The sequence below is a fragment of the Marinomonas sp. ef1 genome, assembly GCF_002806845.1.
GTDB classification, from domain to species: Bacteria; Pseudomonadota; Gammaproteobacteria; order Pseudomonadales; family Marinomonadaceae; genus Marinomonas; species Marinomonas polaris.
Genome location: NZ_NHTT01000011.1, coordinates 43629 through 66709, shown reverse-complemented (window position 1 = coordinate 66709; position 23081 = coordinate 43629). Strand labels below are relative to the sequence as shown.

The 23081-nt window shown below is 42.4% G+C and carries 19 protein-coding genes and 1 tRNA gene; 13 read left to right on the top strand and 7 right to left on the bottom strand.

Annotated elements, in window-relative coordinates; translation table 11 throughout:
* Window positions 1–127 precede the first annotated feature (127 nt).
* The 5 genes from CCS02_RS15755 to CCS02_RS15735 form a co-directional block, all read right to left on the bottom strand.
* Window positions 128–2308 carry a TonB-dependent siderophore receptor gene (locus CCS02_RS15755; RefSeq protein ID WP_072840284.1) on the bottom strand — a complete coding sequence of 727 codons (2181 nt, stop codon included), beginning with the start codon at window positions 2306–2308 and terminating at the stop codon, window positions 128–130.
* A gap of 36 nt (window positions 2309–2344) precedes the next feature.
* Window positions 2345–4000 (bottom strand): multidrug ABC transporter permease/ATP-binding protein, encoded by a 1656-nt coding sequence (locus tag CCS02_RS15750; RefSeq protein WP_100637069.1) that lies wholly within the window; start codon window positions 3998–4000, stop codon window positions 2345–2347.
* A gap of 85 nt (window positions 4001–4085) precedes the next feature.
* On the bottom strand, window positions 4086–6062 hold the full coding sequence (gene fhuB, locus CCS02_RS15745; protein ID WP_100637068.1) for a Fe(3+)-hydroxamate ABC transporter permease FhuB: 1977 nt from the start codon (window positions 6060–6062) through the stop codon (window positions 4086–4088).
* Window positions 6062–6928 (bottom strand): iron-siderophore ABC transporter substrate-binding protein, encoded by an 867-nt coding sequence (locus tag CCS02_RS15740; RefSeq protein WP_232617099.1) that lies wholly within the window; start codon window positions 6926–6928, stop codon window positions 6062–6064. The genes fhuB and CCS02_RS15740 overlap by 1 nt, the downstream gene beginning before the upstream one ends.
* Before the next feature lie 20 nt (window positions 6929–6948).
* Window positions 6949–7713, bottom strand: a complete 765-nt coding sequence (locus CCS02_RS15735) for an ABC transporter ATP-binding protein (RefSeq protein WP_100637067.1) — start codon at window positions 7711–7713, stop codon at window positions 6949–6951.
* Between the two features lie 394 nt (window positions 7714–8107).
* On the opposite strand from CCS02_RS15735, the gene CCS02_RS15730 reads away from it, so the two are divergent.
* Complete coding sequence (locus CCS02_RS15730) at window positions 8108–9694, top strand: peptide chain release factor 3 (RefSeq protein ID WP_072840289.1); 1587 nt, start codon at window positions 8108–8110, stop codon at window positions 9692–9694.
* Window positions 9695–9763: 69 nt separating this feature from the next.
* On the top strand, window positions 9764–10111 hold the full coding sequence (gene erpA, locus CCS02_RS15725) for an iron-sulfur cluster insertion protein ErpA (protein WP_072840290.1): 348 nt from the start codon (window positions 9764–9766) through the stop codon (window positions 10109–10111).
* A gap of 94 nt (window positions 10112–10205) precedes the next feature.
* Here the strand turns inward: erpA and CCS02_RS15720 are convergent, their stop codons facing one another.
* Entirely contained in the window at window positions 10206–11048 is an 843-nt protein-coding gene (locus CCS02_RS15720) for a hypothetical protein (protein WP_072840291.1), read from the bottom strand.
* Between the two features lie 102 nt (window positions 11049–11150).
* A complete protein-coding gene (locus CCS02_RS15715; RefSeq protein ID WP_100186904.1) occupies window positions 11151–11453 on the bottom strand; it encodes a YhbY family RNA-binding protein in 303 nt (100 codons plus the stop codon).
* A gap of 99 nt (window positions 11454–11552) precedes the next feature.
* Between CCS02_RS15715 and rlmE the strand changes: the two genes are divergently transcribed.
* The 11 genes from rlmE to rbfA all read left to right on the top strand — a co-directional run bounded on the left by rlmE (window position 11553) and on the right by rbfA (window position 23075).
* Window positions 11553–12173: a 23S rRNA (uridine(2552)-2'-O)-methyltransferase RlmE gene (gene rlmE / locus CCS02_RS15710; protein WP_100186905.1), complete on the top strand. Its 621-nt coding sequence runs from the start codon at window positions 11553–11555 to the stop codon at window positions 12171–12173.
* A 60-nt stretch (window positions 12174–12233) separates the two neighbouring features.
* Window positions 12234–14225: an ATP-dependent zinc metalloprotease FtsH gene (ftsH, locus tag CCS02_RS15705; RefSeq protein ID WP_072840294.1), complete on the top strand. Its 1992-nt coding sequence runs from the start codon at window positions 12234–12236 to the stop codon at window positions 14223–14225.
* A 34-nt stretch (window positions 14226–14259) separates the two neighbouring features.
* Entirely contained in the window at window positions 14260–15093 is an 834-nt protein-coding gene (gene folP / locus CCS02_RS15700) for a dihydropteroate synthase (protein ID WP_100186907.1), read from the top strand.
* Window positions 15093–16439 (top strand): phosphoglucosamine mutase, encoded by a 1347-nt coding sequence (glmM, locus tag CCS02_RS15695; RefSeq protein ID WP_072840296.1) that lies wholly within the window; start codon window positions 15093–15095, stop codon window positions 16437–16439. The genes folP and glmM overlap by 1 nt, the downstream gene beginning before the upstream one ends.
* A gap of 89 nt (window positions 16440–16528) precedes the next feature.
* The gene (gene tpiA / locus CCS02_RS15690) at window positions 16529–17278 is read left to right on the top strand and encodes a triose-phosphate isomerase (RefSeq protein WP_100637066.1); all 750 of its coding nucleotides are present in this window, start codon (window positions 16529–16531) and stop codon (window positions 17276–17278) included.
* Between the two features lie 3 nt (window positions 17279–17281).
* Complete coding sequence (secG, locus tag CCS02_RS15685) at window positions 17282–17635, top strand: preprotein translocase subunit SecG (RefSeq protein ID WP_072840298.1); 354 nt, start codon at window positions 17282–17284, stop codon at window positions 17633–17635.
* 51 nt (window positions 17636–17686) lie between these two features.
* Window positions 17687–17772 (top strand) — tRNA-Leu (locus CCS02_RS15680).
* A 329-nt stretch (window positions 17773–18101) separates the two neighbouring features.
* Entirely contained in the window at window positions 18102–18563 is a 462-nt protein-coding gene (gene rimP, locus CCS02_RS15675) for a ribosome maturation factor RimP (RefSeq protein ID WP_012068743.1), read from the top strand.
* Window positions 18564–18591: 28 nt separating this feature from the next.
* Window positions 18592–20082 carry a transcription termination factor NusA gene (gene nusA / locus CCS02_RS15670; protein ID WP_100186910.1) on the top strand — a complete coding sequence of 497 codons (1491 nt, stop codon included), beginning with the start codon at window positions 18592–18594 and terminating at the stop codon, window positions 20080–20082.
* A gap of 26 nt (window positions 20083–20108) precedes the next feature.
* Entirely contained in the window at window positions 20109–22673 is a 2565-nt protein-coding gene (gene infB, locus CCS02_RS15665; RefSeq protein ID WP_100186911.1) for a translation initiation factor IF-2, read from the top strand.
* A 12-nt stretch (window positions 22674–22685) separates the two neighbouring features.
* Window positions 22686–23075, top strand: coding sequence for a 30S ribosome-binding factor RbfA (gene rbfA, locus CCS02_RS15660; protein WP_067013360.1), 390 nt, complete (start codon window positions 22686–22688; stop codon window positions 23073–23075).
* Window positions 23076–23081 lie beyond the last annotated feature (6 nt).

The window sequence follows — 23081 nt, the reverse complement described above, 5'->3', positions numbered from 1 at the left end:
ATTCATCAAAAAAAGAGCCTCGAACATTATTATTTGAGGCTCTTAGATTTGAAAAGCTTTTAAAGTTAGAAGCGCTCTTAAAGTTAGAAGCGCTCTTAAAGTTAGAAGAGCATTTCAATTAGAACGCTTACCAGTCGTAAGTCACGCTGGCCATGATGTTGCGGCTATCACCGTAGTAACAGAAACCATCACCACAAGTAGCGATGTACTCTTTATCAAATAAGTTCTTTGCCACTAGTTGGAACTTGTAATTATCAACTTGATAACTTGCCATGGCATCAACAAGGGCGTAAGACGGTACTTTGTTTGTTTCAGTGTTATCCGCATAGGTCTCACCGATATAACGTACTCCAGCACCGACTTTTAAACCATCTAGTATACCGTCAATAAAGCGGTAGTTACCCCATACAGAAGCTAGTTTGTTAGCGATTTGGGCCGGTGTTTTTCCTACATTAGAACTATTAGTGTCTTTGGTTATTTCAGAATCGACATAGCTCAATGTTCCGACTAAAGTGACCGCTCTGTTTAGATTGGCAACAGCTTCAAATTCAATGCCTCGATTACGTACTTCTCCTAACTGACGGAAGTTGGCTGTACCACTGGATCCGCTGCTTAGATTTTCTTTAGTGACTTGATATGCCGCGATACCAAACTGCCCGTCAAAACTTTGTGGTTTGAATTTTACACCCACTTCGTAACTGTCTGCTTTTTCTGGTTTTGCTGGATTGTTATCTGCATCTAAAGCAATAATTGGGGTGAAGGACTGAGCGTAATTAGCATAAGGAACAAGGCCATTATCTAGCTGATAGGAAGCGCCTAAGTTCCCTGTCCACTGATGGAGGTCTATGTCTGTTTTTTTGTTGGTTGAAGTGTTGTTGGTTTCGTTACTGGTATCATCGTAGCGTACGCCAGCAATAACTGTGAACTTGTCTGTGATGTTGGCTTTATCTTGGAGATAAAAGCCAAGCTGTCGATTCTTCGTTTTTGTGGTTTGTAGATCTGCATCTGTCACAGACGTTAACGTGCCATTATAGCTGTATAGTGAAATGCTGCTACCATAACTTGGACTATACGGATTAAATAGAAAGTTACCGTCGTCTGCCGCAAGAATAGTTCCTGCGTAAGATTTACTATTTATATCGATACTTTGGTAATCAATACCAGTTAGTAATGTATGTTTTGTGTTCCCTGCATCAAACTTGTAGATAAAACGGTTATCAATGTTGAAGGCATCAGAGTCGCCATCTTCATAAGTGACGCCACGGAGAATAGTGTCTCTTGTGCTACTGAAACCATAATCTGCAGCGTAAGCTGCGTAATACAATTGACGTAAGTTAATATCCATATGGCTAAAACGAGCCGATTGTTGGAAGCTTAAGTTATCATTGAAGATATGTTCTAGCTCATATCCCACAGAGGTTTGTTCGCGTTGGAAAGTTTCCCAATCTGAGTTTCCTAAAGCAGTATCATAATTAATTTTACCGTTTGCATTGGATGTTAGAGTACCTTCCATCGGTAAAAATTGCAGATAGGGATCAGAGTCGTCTTTTTGGTAGCTGGCTAGCACAGTCAGTTTGGTATCATCACTTATTTTCCATGCTAAAGAAGGAGCAAGTAGTGTTCGGTTTGCTTCAACCTCATCGACCTTAGTGCCATTTTCACGGGTGATTGCTACCATGCGAAAAGCTAATTTGTCATTGATGACTTTATTGACATCAAGGTTAATTTCTTTGCGGTCATTAGAACCTATGGTGCCTGTAACAGAGCCAAAATCTTCTTCAAGCTGAGCGCGTTTACTGATGACATTAATGACGCCGCCTGGTGGTGTTTGGCCATTCAGTGTTGATGCCGGGCCTCGTAACACCTCAATGCGTTCTAGCATGAAAGGGTCGATTTGCCAGCTATAAAAGCTGGAAGAATATAGGCGAGTGCCGTCTTGGTATAGACCGTTGTTGGCTTGTTTAAAGCCGCGAATTACAAACCAATCTTGTTTGTTGTCTTCACCATAAAAGTTGGTTTGGATGCTTGGCGTATATTGTAGCGCGTCAGAGATGCTGATCGGCGCTCGATCATCCATTTGTTCTCTAGTAACCACAGAAACGGCGCGAGGAATCTTAGTGATTTGTTCGTCTGTTTTTGTCGCTGTTTGGGCAACCTTGCTGACATAGTTAAAGTTATTCGATGTTGAACTTTGTTCTGTATCACCTTCTACCACAAGTGTTCCCATCTCTTCCGCATGGGCAATATTTGTTGATAGTGCCAAAGCAATAGCAAATGACAGCGGGGTTAGTGTAAAGCGTTGTTTCATGTCCTCTCCTTTCTTTTAAGTTGGATTTTTACATTTCTAATAAATGATATGAGAAAAAATAGAGTGGTTTTGCTGCTGTTCAGAAATGCTGAGCTCGGTTAGGACACCCATATCCATTTTGAAAATTCGATCTGCAGCATCGAAGTATTTGTCGTCATGAGTTATCGCGATGACGGTGACACCTCGTTCTTTTAATCTTGGTAGTAGTTCTCGGTAGAATATTTTTCTGAATCTTGGATCTTGGTCGGCCGCCCACTCGTCAAGAAGAATGCAGCCACGTTGCTCCATTACTGCCATGAGTAATGCAAGTCGCTTGCGTTGTCCTTGAGAGTAACGAGTGTCTGATAAATGCCCTTTTTGATGTGAGACTTTATGGGACATTTCTAGGAGAGTTAGCCATTCATTAATCGTGGCATCGTCAATGTTATGGCCATGACCATCGGCGATTTGACGAAAAAGATAATAGTCACTAAAAACAGCGGAAAACTGTAGTCGATATATTGGCCATTGCTCTGCTTGAACAGGGTCACCGTTGAGAAGTATTTTGCCAGAATGAGGGCGATAGAGACCGGTCAGTAAGCGGGCAAAAGTAGACTTTCCGCTACCATTACCACCAACAATAAAGATGGTCTCTCCTTGCTTAATGGAGAAGTTGATTGGACCAACTTGGAATGCCTTATCTGATGAATCTGTTTTATATTGATAAGTGACTTGTTGCAGGCTTAGTGTTTTGAATGGGTGAGGTGCTTTTTGTTGTTGAATAAACTCAGTATTTTTATTAAGCGCCAAAGATTCGAGTTTCTTGATTGAAACATTCGCAGTAATCAAGGTAGGTAAAGAAGCGATTGCCGTCATTAAAGGGGCGCGCATAAAAAGAATTACAAGAGCGAAGGATGAAGCGACTTCAACGCTGGCCCAACCAAGTCCTAGTGCGGCGTAATAATTCAAACCAACTAGAGCTAAAATTAAGGTGTTTGCAATGTTGGCGGCAAAGCCATTAAACGTATCAGCTTGAGTTATTTGGTGGCGATAATGTTGCGCATTGGGGTCAAACTCTTGATGAAAGTAGCGTTTTGCTTTATGTGGGTTGAGCGTGAGCTCTTTGCGACCGTCAATAATTGCTTGATAATCCTTATATAATCTATCGTCATATTCGCGAACTTGCTTGATATAAAAGGTGATTTTACTCACGAGACTAAAGCCAATTAATCCTGTAAGAGAAAGTATGAGTAAGCTGATACCAAAGAGCGGAATCGATAAAAAGGCAAGATAGCCCATTGCTGCGATAGACAGTACAACGCCATAAATAAGCTGGGGAAGGTGAACAAATCCCACAGTGACATTGCGGATATCAGTACTTAGTGAGGCGAGTAGGCGAGCACTACCAATATTATCGACTTGCTCAATGTCTGTATTGATCAATTGTTTGATGAGCTGGCAGCGTTTTAGATAGACAAATTGATGCCCTAATTTATGCAGTGCAATTTGAGCCCAAGTTGCTATGGCTAGTAATATCACTAAAAGCAATAAAAATTGCCACATTACATTTGGAGTTAGGTTATTTGCATTTAATAATTTGTATTGGATAAATGCGATGACACCGAGAGTAAGTAATGCGCTAACAATACTAAGTAACACGACAAGAGATAGTGTTTTTAGTTGATTGTTGGCTAGCTGGTGGAATAAGTTCATAGCGTCTCTATTTATAAAGAATGTGATTTGTATTATCATTCTCATTTATTGAGTGGTTTATTCTCAATTTTTTATATCAGATGTTTTAAAGTCGGCGTAATCCCCACATCAAATAGAGTCCGCCGATAATAGAGGCGACCATGCCCGTTGGAATGTCTTGAGGGTAAAGTATCTGACGACCAAGCCAATCAGAGAAAAGCATTAGCATACTGCCAACCATAATCGAGGCTACCAAGTGCTCTTTGGCTCGGCTAAATCCTAATAAACGAGCCAAGTGCGGTGCCATTAGGCCGATGAAGCTAAGTGGACCGACAACTAATGTTGCACTGACTGTTAATCCTGAAACTAGCAATAATAGCAGCATTCTTGATCGCGAGACGTTGATACCTAAAGCGCGTGTGCTAGCTTCACCTAAAGGTAGAATATCCAGCCAACGGTGGCAGATAAAACCAATCGCGATTAAGATTATTGTCACAGTGGTAAGTGGAATGAGCGCGTCAGTCGTAACGTAATATGTCGTGCCAGCTAACCAGGCAAGTAATTGATAGCTTCTTGGGTCGCCACCAGCCAAAACAATGCTTTGTACCGCACTCATTAATGCGGTTATTGCAACACCCGTTAATAGTACTTTTTCTGGTTGGAAACCGGATTTTCGGTTAAGTAATATGATTAAGCCCACAGCACATAGAGCGCCAATTAAGCCACCAATATACATCCCTGTTAAGCTTGAACTAAGGCCTGAAAATAGTACGACTATCACACCGAGTGCGGTTCCAGAGCTGATGCCAATCACTTCTGGACTTGCCATAGGGTTACCACTTAGGCGTTGAATAATGGTTCCGGCGGTTGCCAACATGGCACCTGCTAAAATGGCGGCTAATAATCGAGGAAGTCGCCATTCCAATACAGACCAGTTGTGAGTAGTGAATATCCAGCTCCAGCCATTATTTCCAATAGATAAACTTGAAAAAATAAACAGTCCTGTAAAAACAATGCCAAGAGCAATCCAGATGGTGTATTTGCTGAGATATCGTCCTTGTTCGCTATGGCGAGTTAAAATCGTCTCAGTATGTGTTTGGCTACGCATTGCCAGTTTTGGTAGTAGCCACAACATGAGTGGAGCGCCGAGAGCGGCGGTTGCTGCCCCAGTTGGAATCATGATTGACATAAGGCCAGGTAAGCGTTGTATAGCCAAATCAGTTAGGGTTAATAAAAGTGCACCAATTAGCATAGAAACGAGAAATTTTGGTAGTAATCTATGAACGCCAATTAGGCGTGTAATGGCCGGTGCTGCTAGTCCAATGAAGCCTATTATACCTACGGTGGCAACTACCAAAGAGGTTAATAACACCGCAAGCCCTAGACAAATAACTCTCAACTTAGCGAGTGAGACACCAAGGCTTTTCGCGCCAGATTCAGACAGTTGTAAGAGCGTTAATGGTTTGACGAAGAGAAATGCGATAAGAATAAGTGCAAAAATTCTAGGCGCCAAGTAGGCAACATTTCCCCAGCCTGTTTGTGTTAATGATCCAGCTCCCCATATCATCAATCCTGCTAATTTTTCTTGGTTCATTATGAGTAGGACAGAGCTGAAAGCGCCAAAGTAAAGGTTAAGAATTAGTCCAGAGATAACCACAATTGTAGGCGAAAGAGCACGACGCCAAGAAAGTGCGAAAACAATCCCCATGGCCATTAAACCGCCGGTCATTGCAACTAAACTGTGCGATAGTTCAATTAGCCATGGCGCATAGAGTGTGGCCATCATCAAGCTAAAGCTAGCACCACTTGCGACGCCAAGGGTGGTTGGTGAGGCTAATGGGTTTCTTAATACTTGCTGCATTAAAAGTCCCGCGGTCGCTAATGCCGCACCACAAATTAAGGTAGTAAAGAGGCGAGGCCACCAGGTTAAATGGAGCTTTATTGAGTTATCAGAGAGCCAGTTTGGCTGTAATAAACTGGTTAGGTTATGTAAGAAAGAGTCATTAAGTGATAGTTGCCAACCCATAAACAATGCAACACAGGCGGTTAATATGGCGATAAAACTAATAGGGAAAACTCGCATTATTGTTGCTCTTTATGGCTTAAAGTGTTGGTGAGTAATTCAGCAAAACGAATGGTGGAAGGGATAGCGCCAAAACTCCATGCAGGCTCGACTATCAAAGCGGGTTGGCCTGATTGTTTTACTAAATATTGCCAAAAAAGATCTTGCTGTAAGTTTTCTTCAACACCAACAGGTATTGGTTTAATTATGATGATTTGACTTTTTATGTTCATCAGCTTATCTATGCCCACAAGCGAAAATCCCCAAGCATTGGTTTCTTCTTTCCATGCGCTTTCTAAGCCAATATTATTCGCCGCAACCTTGTACATACTGTTGTCCCCAAACACTCGAACATGCCTACTGTCCATAAATTGGACCATCAGTAGTGGTGGTGTGTCTTTTGCTATTTGACCCGCTAGATCGGCGAGTTTTTTTTCTGAGGAGGAAATCAGTGTTTCTGCTTCTGCCTGTGCATTTGTCTCGTCGCCAAGCCTACGAGTGAAGGTCTTAAAACCATCCCAAGAGATGTTGTCTTGCTTATAGAGTGTGATGTTAGTAACAGGGGCGATATGGGAAAGCTTAGGAATAAGTGAAGTAAACATAGGTGAAATGAAAATTTTGTCTGGCTTGAGCTCCGATAGTCTTTCTAGATTTGGTTGTGTTCTCAATCCTACATCTGCAGTTGTGCTTGGAATGGCTGGAGCTTTAACCCAAGCTTCGTAACCAGATTGTTGCGCCATTGCAATAGGCTTTATGCCAAGAGCAATCAAGGTTTCGGTTTGAGTCCAGTCAATCGACATTACTCTAAGTGGCTTTGTTTGTTCTGCGTGAAGAATGTTAGATGCAAAAAAAGCAAAAAATATGATTAAAATTTTTGAGTGTTTCATCTTTATAAAATCTTTTCCCATCAGTAAGGCATAGCAACTGGATAGCCGGCTGGATGTTCAGATATATGCATCTTGATACCATAGATTTTTTGCAATTGGTCTTGATTAAAAATGCTGTCTACAGAGCCTGAAGCAATCATTTCACCACTGTGGAGAGCCACAATGTGATCGCAAAAACGCGCAGCCATATTAATGTCGTGGATAACGATAATAACGCCTAAATTGAGATTTTTACTGAGACTTTTGATGAGGTTGAGCATGTCAACTTGGTGTGCGATATCCAGTGCCGAAAGGGGCTCATCCAGTAAGAGATATTGTGTCCGTTGGGTTAGTAACATGGCTAGCCATAAACGCTGACGCTCGCCCCCTGATAAGGTGTCAACCAACCGATCGGCATAGCCTGCTGTATCTGTTAGTTCCATTGCCTCGTCAATATATTGTTGATCTTCTTTGTTTAGTCGTCCGAGTAAACCATGCCAAGGATAGCGACCAAAGCTGACAAGATCTCTTCCAGAAAGGCTATCTGTAGACGGTGTTTGTTGAGGAAGATACGCCACTTGCTGAGCAAACTTTTTTTGAGACCATGAAGCAATAGACTGATGATTTAGTAAAATGTTGCCAGCTGTTGGTTTTTGTTGCTGAGCAAGTAGTTTTAAAAGGGTAGATTTGCCGGACCCATTATGGCCAACTAAAGCGTAGATTTTTCCCGCCTCAAAGGTCATTGAAAAGTTTGTTAATAGTGAACGGTCACCGATACTAAACTGCAGTTCTTTAGACTCTATCATTCTTAAGGCTCTACCATTCTTTAAATCGAAGCTTGAAAGTGATTAAAACTGTATTTGAGTGTTTGCACTTATACTCAGAGAGATGGTTATTTTATTGCTGTTGTTAATAATAATGCAAATCATTTGTAAGGGGTGTTGATTTTTCCCTCTTCGCCCTTTGATGTTTTCGGTGATTGTGTTTGTGTGCATTGCGGTGGGTTGTATTGGATGGTTATTTTAGGGTGTTAGTGACTGAAAGTTTAAATAGTGATTAATTCCATAGGCATTGATTGTTTATAAAGCCGAGATCAGCGAAAATAGTCGCCAACGAAATCACGATTAACATAACGGGGTTGAGCACTGGCTTTTATGTCGAGTGTTTTAGAGCCCGCGTATAACCTAAAAGAACACTTTAATGGCAGACCAGAATTTTCTTAATGAAGTAAGCGATAGACGCACATTTGCTATCATCTCCCACCCTGACGCCGGTAAAACAACCATCACTGAAAAGCTTTTGCTGCTTGGTCAGCTTATCCAAACGGCTGGCTCTGTAAAAGGCCGCAAAGGTGATAAGCATGCGACATCGGATTGGATGGCGATGGAGAAGCAGCGTGGTATCTCGATTACCTCTTCTGTGATGCAGTTCCCATACAAAGATCGTATCGTAAACTTGCTTGATACACCTGGGCACGAAGACTTCTCGGAAGATACTTACCGAACACTTACTGCGGTTGACTCTGTGTTGATGATCATCGACGGAGCAAAAGGTGTAGAGGACCGTACTATCAAGTTGATGGACGTTTGTCGTTTACGTGATACGCCTATTTTGACTTTCATCAACAAAATGGACCGCGATATTCGCGATCCGATTGAATTGTTAGATGAAGTAGAAGAAGTCCTAAAAATCGCTGCAGCACCGATTACTTGGCCGATTGGGATGAGTGATTTCTTTAAAGGTGTTTATAACCTTTATACCGATACGATTCATGTATTTGTTCGTGGTCGCGGCCATACCTTGATGGACGATATTCGAATCGAAGGTCTACAGTCTGATAAGGCAAAAGAATTGCTTGGTGATGATTGGGCTGCTTATGTCGATGAAATCGAATTGGTTCGTGGTGCGAGCCATGAATTCGAGCTTGATGCGTATTTAGCTGGTGAATTGACGCCAGTGTTTTTTGGTACAGCACTTTCTAACTTTGGTGTTCGTGAAATGTTAGATGGCTTTGTGGAATGGGCGCCAGCTCCTATTGACCGCGAAACTAATACCCGCAAAGTTGAAGCAAAGGAAGAAAAATTTTCCGGCTTTATTTTTAAAATTCAGGCCAACATGGACCCTAAACACCGTGACCGTATTGCGTTTATGCGAGTGTGTTCAGGGACTTATAATCGTGGTATGAAAATGCGTCATTGCCGTATTGGTAAAGATATTAAAGTGACGGATGCGGTGTCTTTTACAGCGGGTGATCGTGAGGGTGTTGAAGAAGCTTTCTCTGGTGATATTATTGGTTTGCATAACCATGGCACGATCCAGATAGGTGATACTTTCACGGAAGGGGAAGATTTAAAGTTCACTGGTATTCCTCACTTTGCGCCTGAGTTATTCCGCCGTGTACGCTTAAAAGATCCGATGAAAATGAAAGCTTTGCAAAAAGGTTTACAGCAGCTTTCTGAAGAAGGTTCTACCCAGCTATTTATGCCTCAACGCAACAATGAACTTATTGTTGGTGCAGTTGGTCAGCTGCAATATGAAGTTGTCGCGTACCGTTTGAAAGACGAATACAAAGTGGAATGTATCTATGAAGCGGTAAACGTCAACTCGGCACGTTGGGTGGAGTGTGACGATGCTAAGAAATTTGAAGAATTTAAGAATAAGTGTCGTGACAACTTAGCGATTGATGGTGGCGGTCATTTGACGTATTTGGCACCAACTCGAGTGAATTTGATGATGGCAGAAGAAAAATGGCCCCAAGTTCGATTCCACTCAACCCGTGAACATTGATCAATACTTGACTAAATTACTCGGATAAGTGGATAATTCATTTATCGAAATGGTTTTAGTGGTATTGGAATGAGCATGGTTGAATCGATTGATCCTATTGAATTTACAGACGCAGCAGCTGCAAAGCTGCAATCTTTAATTGAAGAAGAAGAAAATGATCGGCTCATGTTGCGTGTTTATGTGACGGGGGGCGGTTGTTCCGGCTTTCAGTATGGTTTTACTTTTGATGAAGAACATCAAGAGGACGATACAGAAGTAAAGCGTAACGGAGTCACTTTGGTTGTTGATCCGTTAAGCTTCCAATATCTTGTTGGATCGGAAGTGGACTATAAAGAAAACTTAGAAGGCTCGCGCTTCGTGGTGCAAAACCCTAACGCCACATCTACCTGTGGTTGTGGTGCGAGCTTTAGTGTTTAGCTCTCAGCCTTAAAAATTAATTAAGTTCTTCGATAAAGAAATAAACCCTTCATGCGAATTGTATGAAGGGTTTTTTATTGCATGAAATGCGACTTTAGGCCTTTGTATAAAGGTTGCTTGCCTGCCGGGCCCTTTCTTCTTCGCTAATTGGGTTGCCTTCAATCGGTTTGAAATGGCCAACAAACAATAAGCCAATCTGACTATCTCCTAAAACAACAGGTGTTAAAGTGTTGTTCTTTGCTCTCCAAATCCGTAAGCCAAAAGTTTGAGGTGAAAAAGAGTCTTCGCCCATTACTCTACTTTGATTTATGTGTGTATAGAGTGGTGACAGTTGGTCTGGTTCGCCATCTTGATCAAGCAGTATGTGATAATGAGTTATTTGTTGCTCGAGAAATTCTGGTGGATAGGGTGTGCGTAATACTGGTAGCCAATTTTCTTTAGGGGACGTGTAAAAAATGCTTGGTGCTTCCGGTGAGCCATTATGAGGCGACAATAATACGGTCATCTCTACAGGAATACCGTAAGACGGTTTTACAGGGATATGGAATATTAGCTGTTTGGCTGGTGGTCGCTGTAACACTTCTGGTGCAACATACTCTACTGATTTGTTGTCCTTCTCTTTTGTCATCGGAGGGACTTGTAGAAAGAGTTTCCAGTCTTTTGTGTCTAAATTAAGTTCTTCCGGAGAATGTAGATGCGCATTACTGTTTATAAGATGACTCAATACATGCTCAATAAGGTTGGCAAAAACGCTTGTTGATGCAGTGAGTGGTGATTTGTTTTGGCTATCTAGATGTATTTCCTTTACTTGGTGCGCAGCAGAACTTAAGTCGACAGAGTCTTTATTGCTGATTATAGGGCGATATTTGGCTCTAGAAATCAACTTTTTCTCGTTCGGTTGAGTGCTTGCTCTATTTAACGCCTCTATAAATAGCATGGTACGACTCCTTTGTTAGCTGTCAAAGGTATCGGCCGTAATTTTGAAGAGTTTAGAGATAGTCTGTTTTTTAAACAAAAAAGACTATCTCTAAGTTTTGTTTTAACGAAGTAGGTTGGACAGCTTTGGATTTGGTTTTAAGGCTGCACGGTAGAAAAGCGCTACTTTACCAATGGTTTGTACGGTTTCAGACTTCATTATTTTATTGATTTCTTCAATCAATGCGGTGCGAACTTCGCGATCCGTAATACTGATGCGTATTTTAATCAGCTCGTGATCTTCAAGAGCACGATCGATTTCAGTGAGAACGGTTTCTGTTAAACCGTTGCCCGCAATCATAACCACAGGATTAAGTGCGTGGCCGATTAGGCGATATTGCTTTTTTTGGGCGTTTGTAATGCTCATAGTAAAAATTTCTCATATTAGTTGACCCTCTTTATTGGAGGCTTTAGAGGTTAAGCGATATTATAGCGGAATATTGACTGATTTAGGTATGATGAAAACGTGGCAAGATCAAAAAGTAGTAATAATTGGATGAAGGAACATTTTGACGATCCGTATGTCAAAAAATCCCAACAAGATGGTTATCGCTCTAGAGCGAGTTATAAGCTGATAGAGATTAACGACAAGGATAAGTTGTTTAAGCCAGCTATGCGTGTTGTTGATCTTGGTGCCGCTCCTGGTGGTTGGTCTCAGGTAGCAGCAAAGTTGGTGGGCGATCACGGGACGATTGTTGCTTCTGATATTTTAGAAATGGCGCCTTTGCCTGGTGTAAGTTTTGTTCAGGGGGATTTTACTGAGCAAGAAGTATACGAGGCAATCTTAGCTGAAATTGGAGATAAAAAAGCAGATCTTGTAATTTCAGATATGGCCCCCAATATGAGTGGTAACAGTTCTTCTGATCAGCCTCAGGCTATGTATCTTGTAGAACTTGCCTTGGATATGGCGGCTCAAGTGTTACGTCCAGGCGGAAATTTTCTGGTGAAGGTGTTTCAAGGTGAGGGGTTTGAAGAATACCTCAAAACTATGCGGGTTCAATTTGAATCTGTTGTGACGCGTAAACCAGATGCATCGCGAGCAAGAAGTCGCGAAGTTTACTTATTAGGAAGACAATATAAAGGTTAATGGGATATGTTCTGGTATGATTACCAGAGACATTTAAAACAACCGTTAAGAGGTGTGCTCTTGAACGATATGCTGAAAAATATACTGTTGTGGTTGGTGATAGCTGCTGTACTACTAACTGTGTTTAATAATTTTAATACGACATCTGACACAAATCGAATTTCTTATTCCGAGTTTGTGAAAGAAGTCCAAGATGGCCGTATAGCGAAAGTAGTTGTTGATGGTTATACCATTAGCGGCAGCCGAACTAGTGGTGACACCTTTGATACTGTGCGTCCTGCGGCAGCTGATCCAAAAATAATGGATGATTTGCTTAGCAATAATGTTGTTGTTGAAGGGCGTATGCCTGAACAGCAAAGTATTTGGACTCAACTATTAGTTGCCAGTTTTCCTATTCTTCTTATTCTTGCGATCTTCATGTTCTTCATGCGCCAAATGCAAGGCGGTGGTGGTGGTAAGGGCGGTCCAATGTCTTTTGGTAAATCCAAAGCACGGCTTTTGCCTGAAGATCAGATTAAAACAACATTTGCAGATGTTGCTGGTTGTGACGAAGCAAAAGAAGACACCTCAGAATTGGTGGATTTTCTTCGCGAGCCGAGTAAGTTTCAGCGCCTAGGCGGTAAAATACCTCGTGGTATCTTAATGTGTGGGCCTCCAGGTACAGGTAAAACTCTGTTGGCTAAAGCAATTGCCGGCGAAGCAAAAGTGCCGTTCTTTACTATTTCTGGTTCTGACTTTGTTGAAATGTTTGTTGGTGTTGGGGCGTCTCGTGTCCGTGATATGTTTGAGCAAGCGAAAAAGCATGCGCCATGTATCATCTTTATCGATGAGATTGATGCTGTTGGTCGTAACCGTGGTTCCGGTATGGGCGGTGGTAACGATGAGCGTGAACAGACATTAAACCAACTGTTGGTTGAAATGGATGGTTTCGAGGGTAATGAAGGTATTATTGTTATTGCTGCGACAAACCGTCCGGACGTATTAGATCCAGCTTTGCTTCGTCCTGGTCGTTTTGACCGTCAAGTACAAGTAGGCTTACCTGATATTCGTGGTCGTGAACAAATTCTAAAAGTGCATTTGCGTAAAGTGCCTTGTGATGATGACGTAGAACCAAAGAACATTGCCCGTGGTACGCCTGGTTTCTCTGGTGCTGATTTGGCTAACCTAGTTAATGAAGCGGCATTGTTTGCTGCTCGTTCTAATCGTCGATTGGTAAATATGGAGCAGCTTGAGCTAGCAAAAGATAAAATCCTCATGGGTGCTGAACGTAAAACCATGGTGATGAGTGATAAAGAAAAGCTTAATACTGCCTACCATGAAGCTGGCCATACTATTATTGGTTATTTAATGCCTGAGCATGATCCAGTTTATAAGGTATCTATTATTCCTCGTGGTCGTGCACTAGGTGTCACTATGTATTTACCTGAAGAAGATAAATACAGTATTAGTAAGCGTGGTCTTGAAAGTCAGGTGTGTAGTTTGTATGGCGGTCGTATTGCTGAAGAAATGATTCATGGCTTTGATGGTGTTTCGACCGGTGCCTCAAATGATATTGAGCGCGCAACAAGTATTGCTCGTAACATGGTAACTAAATGGGGGTTGTCTGAAAAACTTGGTCCATTCGCCTATGAAGAGGATGATAATAATGGTGGCTATATTTCTGGGCCAACTGGAAGTAAGGCAAACTATTTCTCGCCTGAAACTGGCAAGATTATAGATGCTGAGGTTCAGGATATTATTAGTCGTTGTTATTCAAAAGCGACAACGATATTGGTTGAAAATCGTCCTAAGCTAGATGTTATGGCGGAAGCATTGATGCAGTATGAGACAATTGATGCTAAGCAAATCAAAGAGATTATGGACGGTAAAAAGCCATCTCCTCCTGAAGGTTGGTCTGATCCTAGTGCTAACACTCCTAAAGGTGATGATGCAGATAAAGTGAATGACGAAGTTGTTGCTTCATCTGGTGATGGCTCTTCTGAAAGTGAGGCAGAGTCAGATGATCTTGACTCTACTTCTGGTCAAGCTTCACCTAAACCAGCAGGTGAATAGCGTCGAACTGTTAATTTTTTGATATGGTTTTTTCATGTCGTTAATGCCTTTTGGGGACAAGTCGCTAGACTTGTCCCTTCCTCATGTAATGGGGATACTAAATATTACTCCTGACTCGTTTTCGGATGGTGGTGCTTTTAATTCATTAGATGCTGCTTTGCGTCAGGCTGAAAAGATGATTCAAGAGGGCGCTAGCATTATAGATGTTGGTGGTGAGTCGACTCGTCCTGGTGCCGTGCCTGTTTCTATTCAGCAAGAACTGGATCGTGTGTTGCCTATTGTTGAAGCAATAAAAAAACGCTTCGATATCGTTGTGTCTGTAGATACTAGTACAACGGAGGTAATTCATGGGGCTGCTCTTTTAGGGATGGGGTTTATAAATGATGTTAGGGCGCTTGAGCGTGAAGGTGCTTTGCAGGCCGCTGCCGAAACTGATTTGCCTATTTGTTTGATGCATATGAAAGGTGTGCCGCAAACAATGCAGGATCGACCTGATTATGTATCGGTGGTTGATGACGTTTTGAGTTATTTGATGTCTAGGGTTATTGAGTGTGAGTCGGTTGGTATTTCTCGGTCTCGCCTTATTTTGGACCCAGGTATTGGGTTTGGGAAAACGCTGGCGCATAATTTATCGCTGCTGAAGCATACTGAAGTGTTTAAAGGTCTGGGGTTTGAAGTTCTTGTCGGTCTTTCGAGAAAGACTATGATAGGAGAGGCTTTAGGTTTGCCGGTTGAAGAGCGCTTATATGGCACTATGGGAGCAAATGCTTCTGCTTATTTGAAGGGTGCTCGTATTTTTAGAGTTCATGATGTTAGGCCGCATGTTGAAATGTTGGCGTTAATGTCTCGTATTGAGAGAGAGATTTAATGCGTAAGTATTTTGGTACAGATGGAATTCGTGGGAAAGTCGGTACGACGCCAATTACGCCAGAGTTTATGCTTAAGCTTGGTTGGGCGGCTGGCCAAGTTTTTAAGGAAAATGATAAGAAGATTCTGATAGGTAAAGATACTCGTATTTCTGGTTACATGTTTGAGTCTGCGCTTGAGTCTGGCATTGTTGCGGCCGGTGCGGATGTGCGTTTAGTTGGCCCTATGCCAACGCCTGCGATTGCTTATTTGACTCGAACATTCCGCGCGAGTGCTGGCATTGTTATTAGTGCGTCTCATAATCCTTATACTGACAATGGTATTAAGTTTTTTTCTGCCGAAGGTGGAAAGATTTCTGATGAGATAGAAGAGCGCATTGAGTATTTTCTTGAGCAGCCAATGGTAGTGGTTGAATCTAGTCTTATTGGGCGTGCAAAGCGTATTGATGATGCTGCAGGGCGTTACATTGAATATTGTAAGGGTACGTTTCCTATTGGTTTGCAGTTAAGCGGTCTTAAAATCGTTGTTGATTGTGCTGATGGTGCTACCTATCATGTTGCCCCTCGTGTGTTTTCCGAGCTGGGTGCGGAAGTTATATCGATTGGTGTTAATCCTGATGGATTGAATATTAATGAGTTTAGTGGTGCGACTAAGCCAGAGTTGTTGCGTAAAAATGTTTTAGCTGAAGAAGCAGATCTTGGTATCGCGCTAGATGGTGATGGTGACCGCTTGATATTAGTTGATCGTCACGGTGTAGTGCGCGATGGTGATGATATTCTGTATATTATCGCTAATCATCTTATGCGTACTGGGCGTTTTAGCGGTGGTGTTGTTGGTACTCTGATGAGTAACTTTGGCTTGGAATTGGCTTTCTCTGAAACGGGTATTGGCTTTAGTCGAGCTGCGGTTGGAGATAGGTACGTCAATGAAAAATTGATGCAGCATGGTTGGGTGTTGGGTGGTGAGCCATCTGGGCATATTGTATGTCGCTCAATTACTACGACAGGCGATGGTATCATTGCTGCGCTTCAGGTGCTTCGTGCCATGGTTGAAGAGGGTAAGGCGCTTGATGAGCTCTTGGTTGGCTTGGTTAAATTCCCTCAAAAGTTGAAAAATATCCGTGTGGCCAAGCGTTTTATTCCAAATGAAGAGCCAGCTTTGCAGAAGGCAATTGCTGTAGCAAATGAGCGTTTGAACGGCTTGGGTCGTGTATTGCTTCGGGCTTCTGGTACTGAACCTTTGATTCGAGTTATGGTCGAGGGTCGAGATAATGACACTGTAGATGAGCTTGTTGATTATTTAGTTGAAGAAGTTAATTCTGTAGTTTCCGCTAAAGCAAATACATAAAATGAAATTTATGTATTGAATAACAATAAATACTTGAAACCAAAGCGCCCATTCCATAGAATGGGCGCCTCGAATTTAGGGGTTAGGATATGATTCGTCAGAAAATAGTAGCTGGTAACTGGAAAATGAATGGCTCGAAAGAGTCTATTGTTTCACTGATTAACGGTTTGCTTGAGATGGACGGTTCTAGCTCTGAAGTGGTTGTTGCTCCATCTTTTCCCTATTTGTCGCAAGTTGATGAATTGATATCTGCTAGTGGTATAGTTTTAGCTGCGCAGAATGTTAGTCAAGAAGTGAAAGGTGCCTTTACAGGTGAAGTATCTACTTTTATGTTGGGCGACTTTGGGGTTAAGTATGTGTTGCTTGGTCATTCAGAGAGACGTTCTCTTTATGGTGAAACAAATGAGCTTATAGCTTCTAAAGTAAAAGCAGTTTTAGATTTTGGTTTGACTCCAATGTTATGTATCGGTGAAACATTGGCTGAGCGAGAGTCAGGCAAGACGCTAGAAGTATGTGAACAGCAACTTCAGGCTGTTGTTGATGTTGTTGGTATCGCTTCATTTGAGCAGATGGTTATTGCTTATGAGCCGGTATGGGCAATAGGGACAGGTTTGTCTGCAAGTGCAGAGCAAGCACAAGATGTTCATAAATCTATTCGGGCCTTTTTGGCCAAAACATCGGAATCTGTTTCTCAGAAAGTGCAGATTCTATATGGTGGAAGTGTTAAGGCATCAACCAGCTCGGCTTTATTTCAAATGCCTGATGTAGATGGTGCTCTTGTTGGTGGTGCATCTCTTGATGCAAAAGAATTTATCGCGATTGTAAAAACAGCAGGTTAATTGATGGAAGCACTAATTTTAGTTTTGCATGTACTGGCGGCGGTTGTAATTATCGCGTTGGTTTTGTTGCAGCAAGGCAAAGGTGCGGACGCTGGCGCCTCTTTTGGTGGTGGTGCGTCCCAGACAGTATTTGGGAGTCAAGGTGGTGGTAGTTTCTTTGGGAAAATGACCGCAGTGTTTGCATTGATTTTCTTTTTGACTAGTTTTGGTCTGGCTTTTTTTGCCAGTGAACAGGCAAAAAGTGTTTCAGGTGCGCTTGATTTTGTTCCTTCAGCTCCTCAAGTTGAAGAAACTATAGGTTTGCCAGAGTTGGGTGATAAGAAAAAAACATCATCTGATCTACCTGTAACTGAGTAATATTTAGTTATACTGGTTTTGAAAGTGTTTGTGTTAGCTGTGTAGTGCTTTGCGGATGTGGCGGAATTGGTAGACGCGCCACCTTGAGGGGGTGGTGAGCTATGCTCGTGGGGGTTCGAGTCCCCCCATCCGCACCAATCTTGAATTGATGTCGTATTTTGTGTATGATGTCGGAATATTGATGCAGAGCAATCTGGTTTGTCGAGATTTGAGTTTCTTTTTAAAAGATATTCTTCTCATGGTTTTCCTAGTTTAGGTATCCGCACCAGTTTGTTCTTAGTGTTTAGTGTCAGGATTGACGACCTTCTTTATGAAGGATGCTCTCTCAGTTTTATTTGAGCAGAGTGCTGAGAACCCCTATATGGGGTTTTTTGTTATCTGTACTGTTACTGTTTATAAATGAAAATGGGCCTTGAGCCCGTTTTTTGTTTCTGCGTTTTACAAAATTGGTTTTCGGAGAAAACGATTGTCAGCAAAATATACGATTTTAGAAGAACTTATTCGACCAGTCGTTGAAGGTTTAGGGTTTGAGTTTTGGGGGATGGAATATTTATCTTTAGGTAAAGATTCTGTGCTTCGTATTTATATCGAAACGGATGCTGAAAAAGGGATTGACGTAGAAGATTGCGCCCGAGTTAGCCGTCAAGTTAGTTCTATTCTAGATGTTGAAGACCCAATTACTGGGGAGTACAACCTAGAGGTATCGTCACCAGGTTTAGATCGGCCTTTATTCAGTTTGGCTCAATATCAGGCTTATATCGGTTCTATTGTTTCTTTGCGCTTGCGTGTGCCTTTTGATGGGCGACGTAAGTTTAAAGGGCAACTAATGGGGATCGAAAGCGAAGATATTGTTATTCGCGTAGATCAAGAAGAATACTTATTGCCTATCGATTTGATCGATAAGGCAAATGTTGTTCCACAATTTTAAAAATTAACCTTGAAGAGAGGCTAAAAGGATGAGCAAAGAAATTCTTTTGGTAGTGGAAGCCGTTTCCAACGAGAAAGATGTTCCGAAACAAGTTATTTTCGAAGCCGTTGAAATTGCTTTAGCTAGTGCTGCCAAACGCCGTTTTGAAGAAGACGCATTAATTCGCGTCTCTATTGATCAGCGTACAGGTGATTACAAAACTTACCGTCAATGGCATATTGTTGCAGATGAAGATTATTCCGCTCCAGCATTCGAATTAACAATTGATGATTCTGAAGAACAAAATCTTGGTGTGCCTATTGGCGAGATTTACGAAGAAGAAGTTGAGTCTGAAGTATTTGGTCGTATTGCTGCCCAAACAGCTAAACAAGTTATCGTACAAAAGGTACGTGAAGCTGAGCGCGCTAAAATGGTGGCGTTGTACACGGAAAAAGTTGGCAAGCTTGTTCATGGTCAGGTCAAAAAAGTGACTCGTGATAGCTTGATTATTGATCTTGGTGAAAACGCGGAAGCGTCATTACCAAAAGATCAATTGATCGCTCGTGAAAGTTTCAGAATGAATGACCGTATCCGTGCATTGTTGCTTGAAATTCGCGATGACAGCCGTGGTGCGCAATTAATTCTGTCTCGTAACGCGCCAGCATTCATGATCGAGTTGTTCCGCCTTGAAGTGCCAGAAATCGCTGAAGAAGTTATCGAAATTCGTGGTGCTGCACGTGATCCTGGTTTACGTGCCAAAATTGCCGTTAAAACAAATGACCGCCGTATTGACCCAATCGGTGCTTGTGTCGGTATGCGTGGTGCGCGAGTTCAAGCAGTCTCTAACGAGATGAATGGCGAACGTGTAGATATCGTACTTTGGGATGATAACCCAGCTCAGCTAGTGATCAACGCAATGGCACCTGCAGAAGTGGATTCTATTGTCATTGATGAAGATGCGCATTCTATGGATGTTGCGGTTAAGAGTGATAATTTAGCGCAAGCGATTGGTCGTAATGGTCAAAATGTTCGTTTAGCGTCTACTCTGACTGGTTGGTCTTTGAATGTAATGACCAGCGAAGATGCAGAAGCTAAGCAGCAAGAAGAATCGCAAAAGCTGATTGATATCTTCGTTAATGGATTAGATATCGATGATGATTTGGCGATCCAGATGGTTGATGAGGGATTCACTTCTTTAGAAGAAGTCGCTTATATCCCAATGGAAGAAATGTTAGACATCGATGGATTTGATGAAGATTTAGTAAACGAGCTACGTTCACGTGCAAAAGAAGCTTTGCTGAACCAAGCGCTTCAAGCTGAAGAGCAATTAGATGATGCCAAACCTGCTGCCGACTTATTGGCGATGGAAGGAATGGATAACCACCTTGCTTTGGTGCTTGCTTCTATGGGTGTTGTTACTATGGAAGATTTGGCTGAACAATCAGTTGATGAATTGCTTGACGTTGAAGGTATGACTGAAGAGCGTGCAGGTCGTCTTATCTTGACTGCTCGCGCACCTTGGTTTACTGAATCTGAATAAAATCTGAGTACATAAGGGGGAACTTAATGACAGTTCAAACCGTAAAGATACTATCCGAGCTGGTAAATACGCCAGTCGATAAGCTACTAGCTCAGATGAAAGACGCTGGCCTGCCTCAAACGAGTGCAAGTCAAGAAGTCTCTGAAGTTGAAAAGCAAGTTCTATTGAGTTATTTAAAACGTCAACATGGTGAAGAAGGTGATAATAGCCAGCGTATTACCTTGCAGCGTAAGACAACAAGTACTTTGTCTCGTGATGGCGGAAAAGCCGTTAATGTTGCTGTTAAGAAAAAACGTACCTATGTTAAGCGTGATGATGAAGAAGCTCAGAAACAAGAAGAGTTAGCAAAGCGTCTTGCTGAAGAGCAAGAGCGTTTAGCGCAAGAAAAAGCTCGTCTTGAGTTAGAGCGTAAGCAAGAAGAAGAGAAGGCGGCAAAAGCGAAGGCTGAAGCCGAAGAAAAAGCGCGTCAAGAAGCAACGGTGAAAAACGTCGTAGCGGATGCTGACGCGGTCAATGAAACGGAGCAGTATGTTTCCGATACAGGAGCGGCAGAACCCGTGGAATCACCGAAGCAGCCTAAGGCGTCGAAAAAAGTGTCTCAACCAGCAATGGATAGTAAGAAGTCAACTGTTGCACCTAAAGGCAAAAAGGGTCCAGTTAGACATGACAACGACAAAGATAAAGATAAACCTCGTGGTCGTGTAAACCCAGACAATAAGCGTACTTCACGCGTTAATGTGAATGATGAAGATGAATTTACTCGTCGTGGTAAATTGGGTCGTAAGAATAAGAAGCCATCTAAACAAGAACATGGTTTCCAAAAGCCTACGGCTAAAATGATCCATGAAGTGGCATTGCCAGAAAGTATTACAGTGGCTGATCTTGCTGAAAAAATGGCAGTGAAAGGCGCTGAAGTTATTAAGATCATGTTTAAAATGGGCGCTATGGCGACTATTAACCAGACAATTGACCGTGATACAGCGACTTTAGTTGTTGAAGAAATGGGCCATACTGTTAAGTTTATCGATGAAAATGCTGTCGAAAACGACATGATTGAAGCCATTGACTACCAAGGTGAAGCAATTAAACGTGCACCAGTAGTTACCGTAATGGGTCACGTTGACCATGGTAAAACATCATTGCTTGATTACATTCGTACAACTCGTGTTGCTGCGGGTGAGTCTGGCGGTATTACCCAGCACATTGGTGCTTACCATGTTGAAACACCACATGGCATGATCAGCTTCTTGGATACACCTGGACACGCTGCGTTTACCTCTATGCGTGCTCGTGGTGCCAAGGCGACAGACATTGTTATTCTAGTTTGTGCTGCTGATGATGGTGTAATGCCGCAAACAATCGAGGCGATCCAACACGCGCGTGCTGCCGGTGTGCCAATTGTTGTTGCCATGACTAAGATCGACAAAGAAGGCGCTGATATCGATCGTGTTAAAAATGAATTGGTAGCGCAAGAAGTTGTGCCAGAAGAATGGGGTGGTGACATCCAGTTTGTTGGCGTATCTGCAAAATCTGGTGAAGGTATAGAAGCGCTTTTAGAAGCGGTTCTTCTTCAGGCTGAAGTATTAGAGTTGACGGCTGTTCCTAGCGCACCGGCTAAAGGTGTTGTTGTTGAAGCTCGCCTTGATCGCGGTCGTGGTTCAGTTGCAACTTTGCTCGTTCAGAACGGTACTTTGAAGAAAGGCGACATCGTGTTGGCTGGTCTTCAAATGGGTCGTGTTCGTGCTTTGTTGGATGAAACTGGTAAGACGATTGATTCTGCTGGTCCATCTATTCCAGTTGAGATTCTTGGTCTTGACGGAACGCCAGAAGCTGGTGAAGAGTTCATCGTTGTTGCTGATGAGCGTAAAGCGCGTGAAGTAGCTAACTTCCGTCAGGGTAAATACCGCGAAGTACGCTTTGCTCGTCAACACTCTGCTAAATTGGAGAATTTGTTCTCTGAAATGGGTAAAGACGAAGTTCGTACTTTGAATGTGGTTCTAAAAGCTGACGTTCGTGGTTCTCTAGAAGCTTTGATCAAATCATTGACTGATATGAACACAGACGAAGTAAAAGTGAATGTCGTCTCTAGTGGCGTTGGTGGTATCACCGAAACGGATGCTACTTTGGCTTTAGCTTCTGATGCCGTTATTTTTGGTTTCAACGTGCGTGCTGATAACTCTGCTAAGCAGTTTATCGAACGTGAAAGCATTGATCTTCGTTACTACAGCGTTATCTACAACATCATTGATGATGTTAAGTCTGCTTTGTCTGGTATGTTGTCTCCAGATCTTCGTGAAGACATCAAAGGTACTGCTGAAGTGCGTGATGTGTTCCGTTCGCCTAAGTTTGGCTTGGTTGCCGGCTGTATGGTTATCGAAGGTACGGTTTACCGTAACAAGCAGATTCGTGTATTGCGTGATGACGTTGTTATTTACGAAGGTGAACTTGAGTCTCTTCGTCGTTTCAAAGATGCTGTTAACGAAGTTAGCCGCGGTATGGAATGTGGTATCGGCGTGAAGAACTACAACGATGTCAAAGTAGGCGATAAGATCGAGGTTTTTGAAACCGTCGAAGTAGCGCGTACGCTTTAATAGGACAAGATCATGGCAGGCGAATTTAGTCGTACTAGTCGGATTGGTGACCAGCTCCAAAAGGAGCTGGCGTCCTTGATCCAGTTTGAAGTAAAAGATCCTCGTTTAGGATTAGTTACTGTCAACGAAGTGCGTGTAGCAAAAGATTTAGGCTATGCGGATATTTATTACACCGTACTTGGTAAAGATGACCAGCCAGAAGTATTGGCTGAGAACCAAGCTGCACTTGATAGTGCGAAAGGGTTCTTGCGTCGTCGTTTAGCACAAGAAGTAAAACTTCGTGTTATGCCGCATTTGCGTTTCCACTACGACCAGAGTGTTGTTAATGGTTCACGCATGTCTGCTCTTATTGACGAAGCAATTCGTGATGATGAGACAAAAAACGGTAACGAAGGCGAGTAATAAGTT

Excerpts from the sequence above, each read along its gene's own strand:
- CCS02_RS15755 (WP_072840284.1), bottom strand. The coding sequence starts at position 2,308 with ATGAAACAACGCTTTACACTAACCCCGCTGTCATTTGCTATTGCTTTG.
- CCS02_RS15750 (WP_100637069.1), bottom strand. The coding sequence starts at position 4,000 with ATGAACTTATTCCACCAGCTAGCCAACAATCAACTAAAAACACTATCT.
- fhuB (WP_100637068.1), bottom strand. The coding sequence starts at position 6,062 with ATGCGAGTTTTCCCTATTAGTTTTATCGCCATATTAACCGCCTGTGTT.
- CCS02_RS15740 (WP_232617099.1), bottom strand. The coding sequence starts at position 6,928 with ATGAAACACTCAAAAATTTTAATCATATTTTTTGCTTTTTTTGCATCT.
- CCS02_RS15735 (WP_100637067.1), bottom strand. The coding sequence starts at position 7,713 with ATGATAGAGTCTAAAGAACTGCAGTTTAGTATCGGTGACCGTTCACTA.
- CCS02_RS15730 (WP_072840289.1), top strand. The coding sequence starts at position 8,108 with ATGGCAGACCAGAATTTTCTTAATGAAGTAAGCGATAGACGCACATTT.
- erpA (WP_072840290.1), top strand. The coding sequence starts at position 9,764 with ATGAGCATGGTTGAATCGATTGATCCTATTGAATTTACAGACGCAGCA.
- CCS02_RS15720 (WP_072840291.1), bottom strand. The coding sequence starts at position 11,048 with ATGCTATTTATAGAGGCGTTAAATAGAGCAAGCACTCAACCGAACGAG.
- CCS02_RS15715 (WP_100186904.1), bottom strand. The coding sequence starts at position 11,453 with ATGAGCATTACAAACGCCCAAAAAAAGCAATATCGCCTAATCGGCCAC.
- folP (WP_100186907.1), top strand. The coding sequence starts at position 14,260 with ATGTCGTTAATGCCTTTTGGGGACAAGTCGCTAGACTTGTCCCTTCCT.
- glmM (WP_072840296.1), top strand. The coding sequence starts at position 15,093 with ATGCGTAAGTATTTTGGTACAGATGGAATTCGTGGGAAAGTCGGTACG.
- tpiA (WP_100637066.1), top strand. The coding sequence starts at position 16,529 with ATGATTCGTCAGAAAATAGTAGCTGGTAACTGGAAAATGAATGGCTCG.
- secG (WP_072840298.1), top strand. The coding sequence starts at position 17,282 with ATGGAAGCACTAATTTTAGTTTTGCATGTACTGGCGGCGGTTGTAATT.
- nusA (WP_100186910.1), top strand. The coding sequence starts at position 18,592 with ATGAGCAAAGAAATTCTTTTGGTAGTGGAAGCCGTTTCCAACGAGAAA.
- infB (WP_100186911.1), top strand. The coding sequence starts at position 20,109 with ATGACAGTTCAAACCGTAAAGATACTATCCGAGCTGGTAAATACGCCA.
- rbfA (WP_067013360.1), top strand. The coding sequence starts at position 22,686 with ATGGCAGGCGAATTTAGTCGTACTAGTCGGATTGGTGACCAGCTCCAA.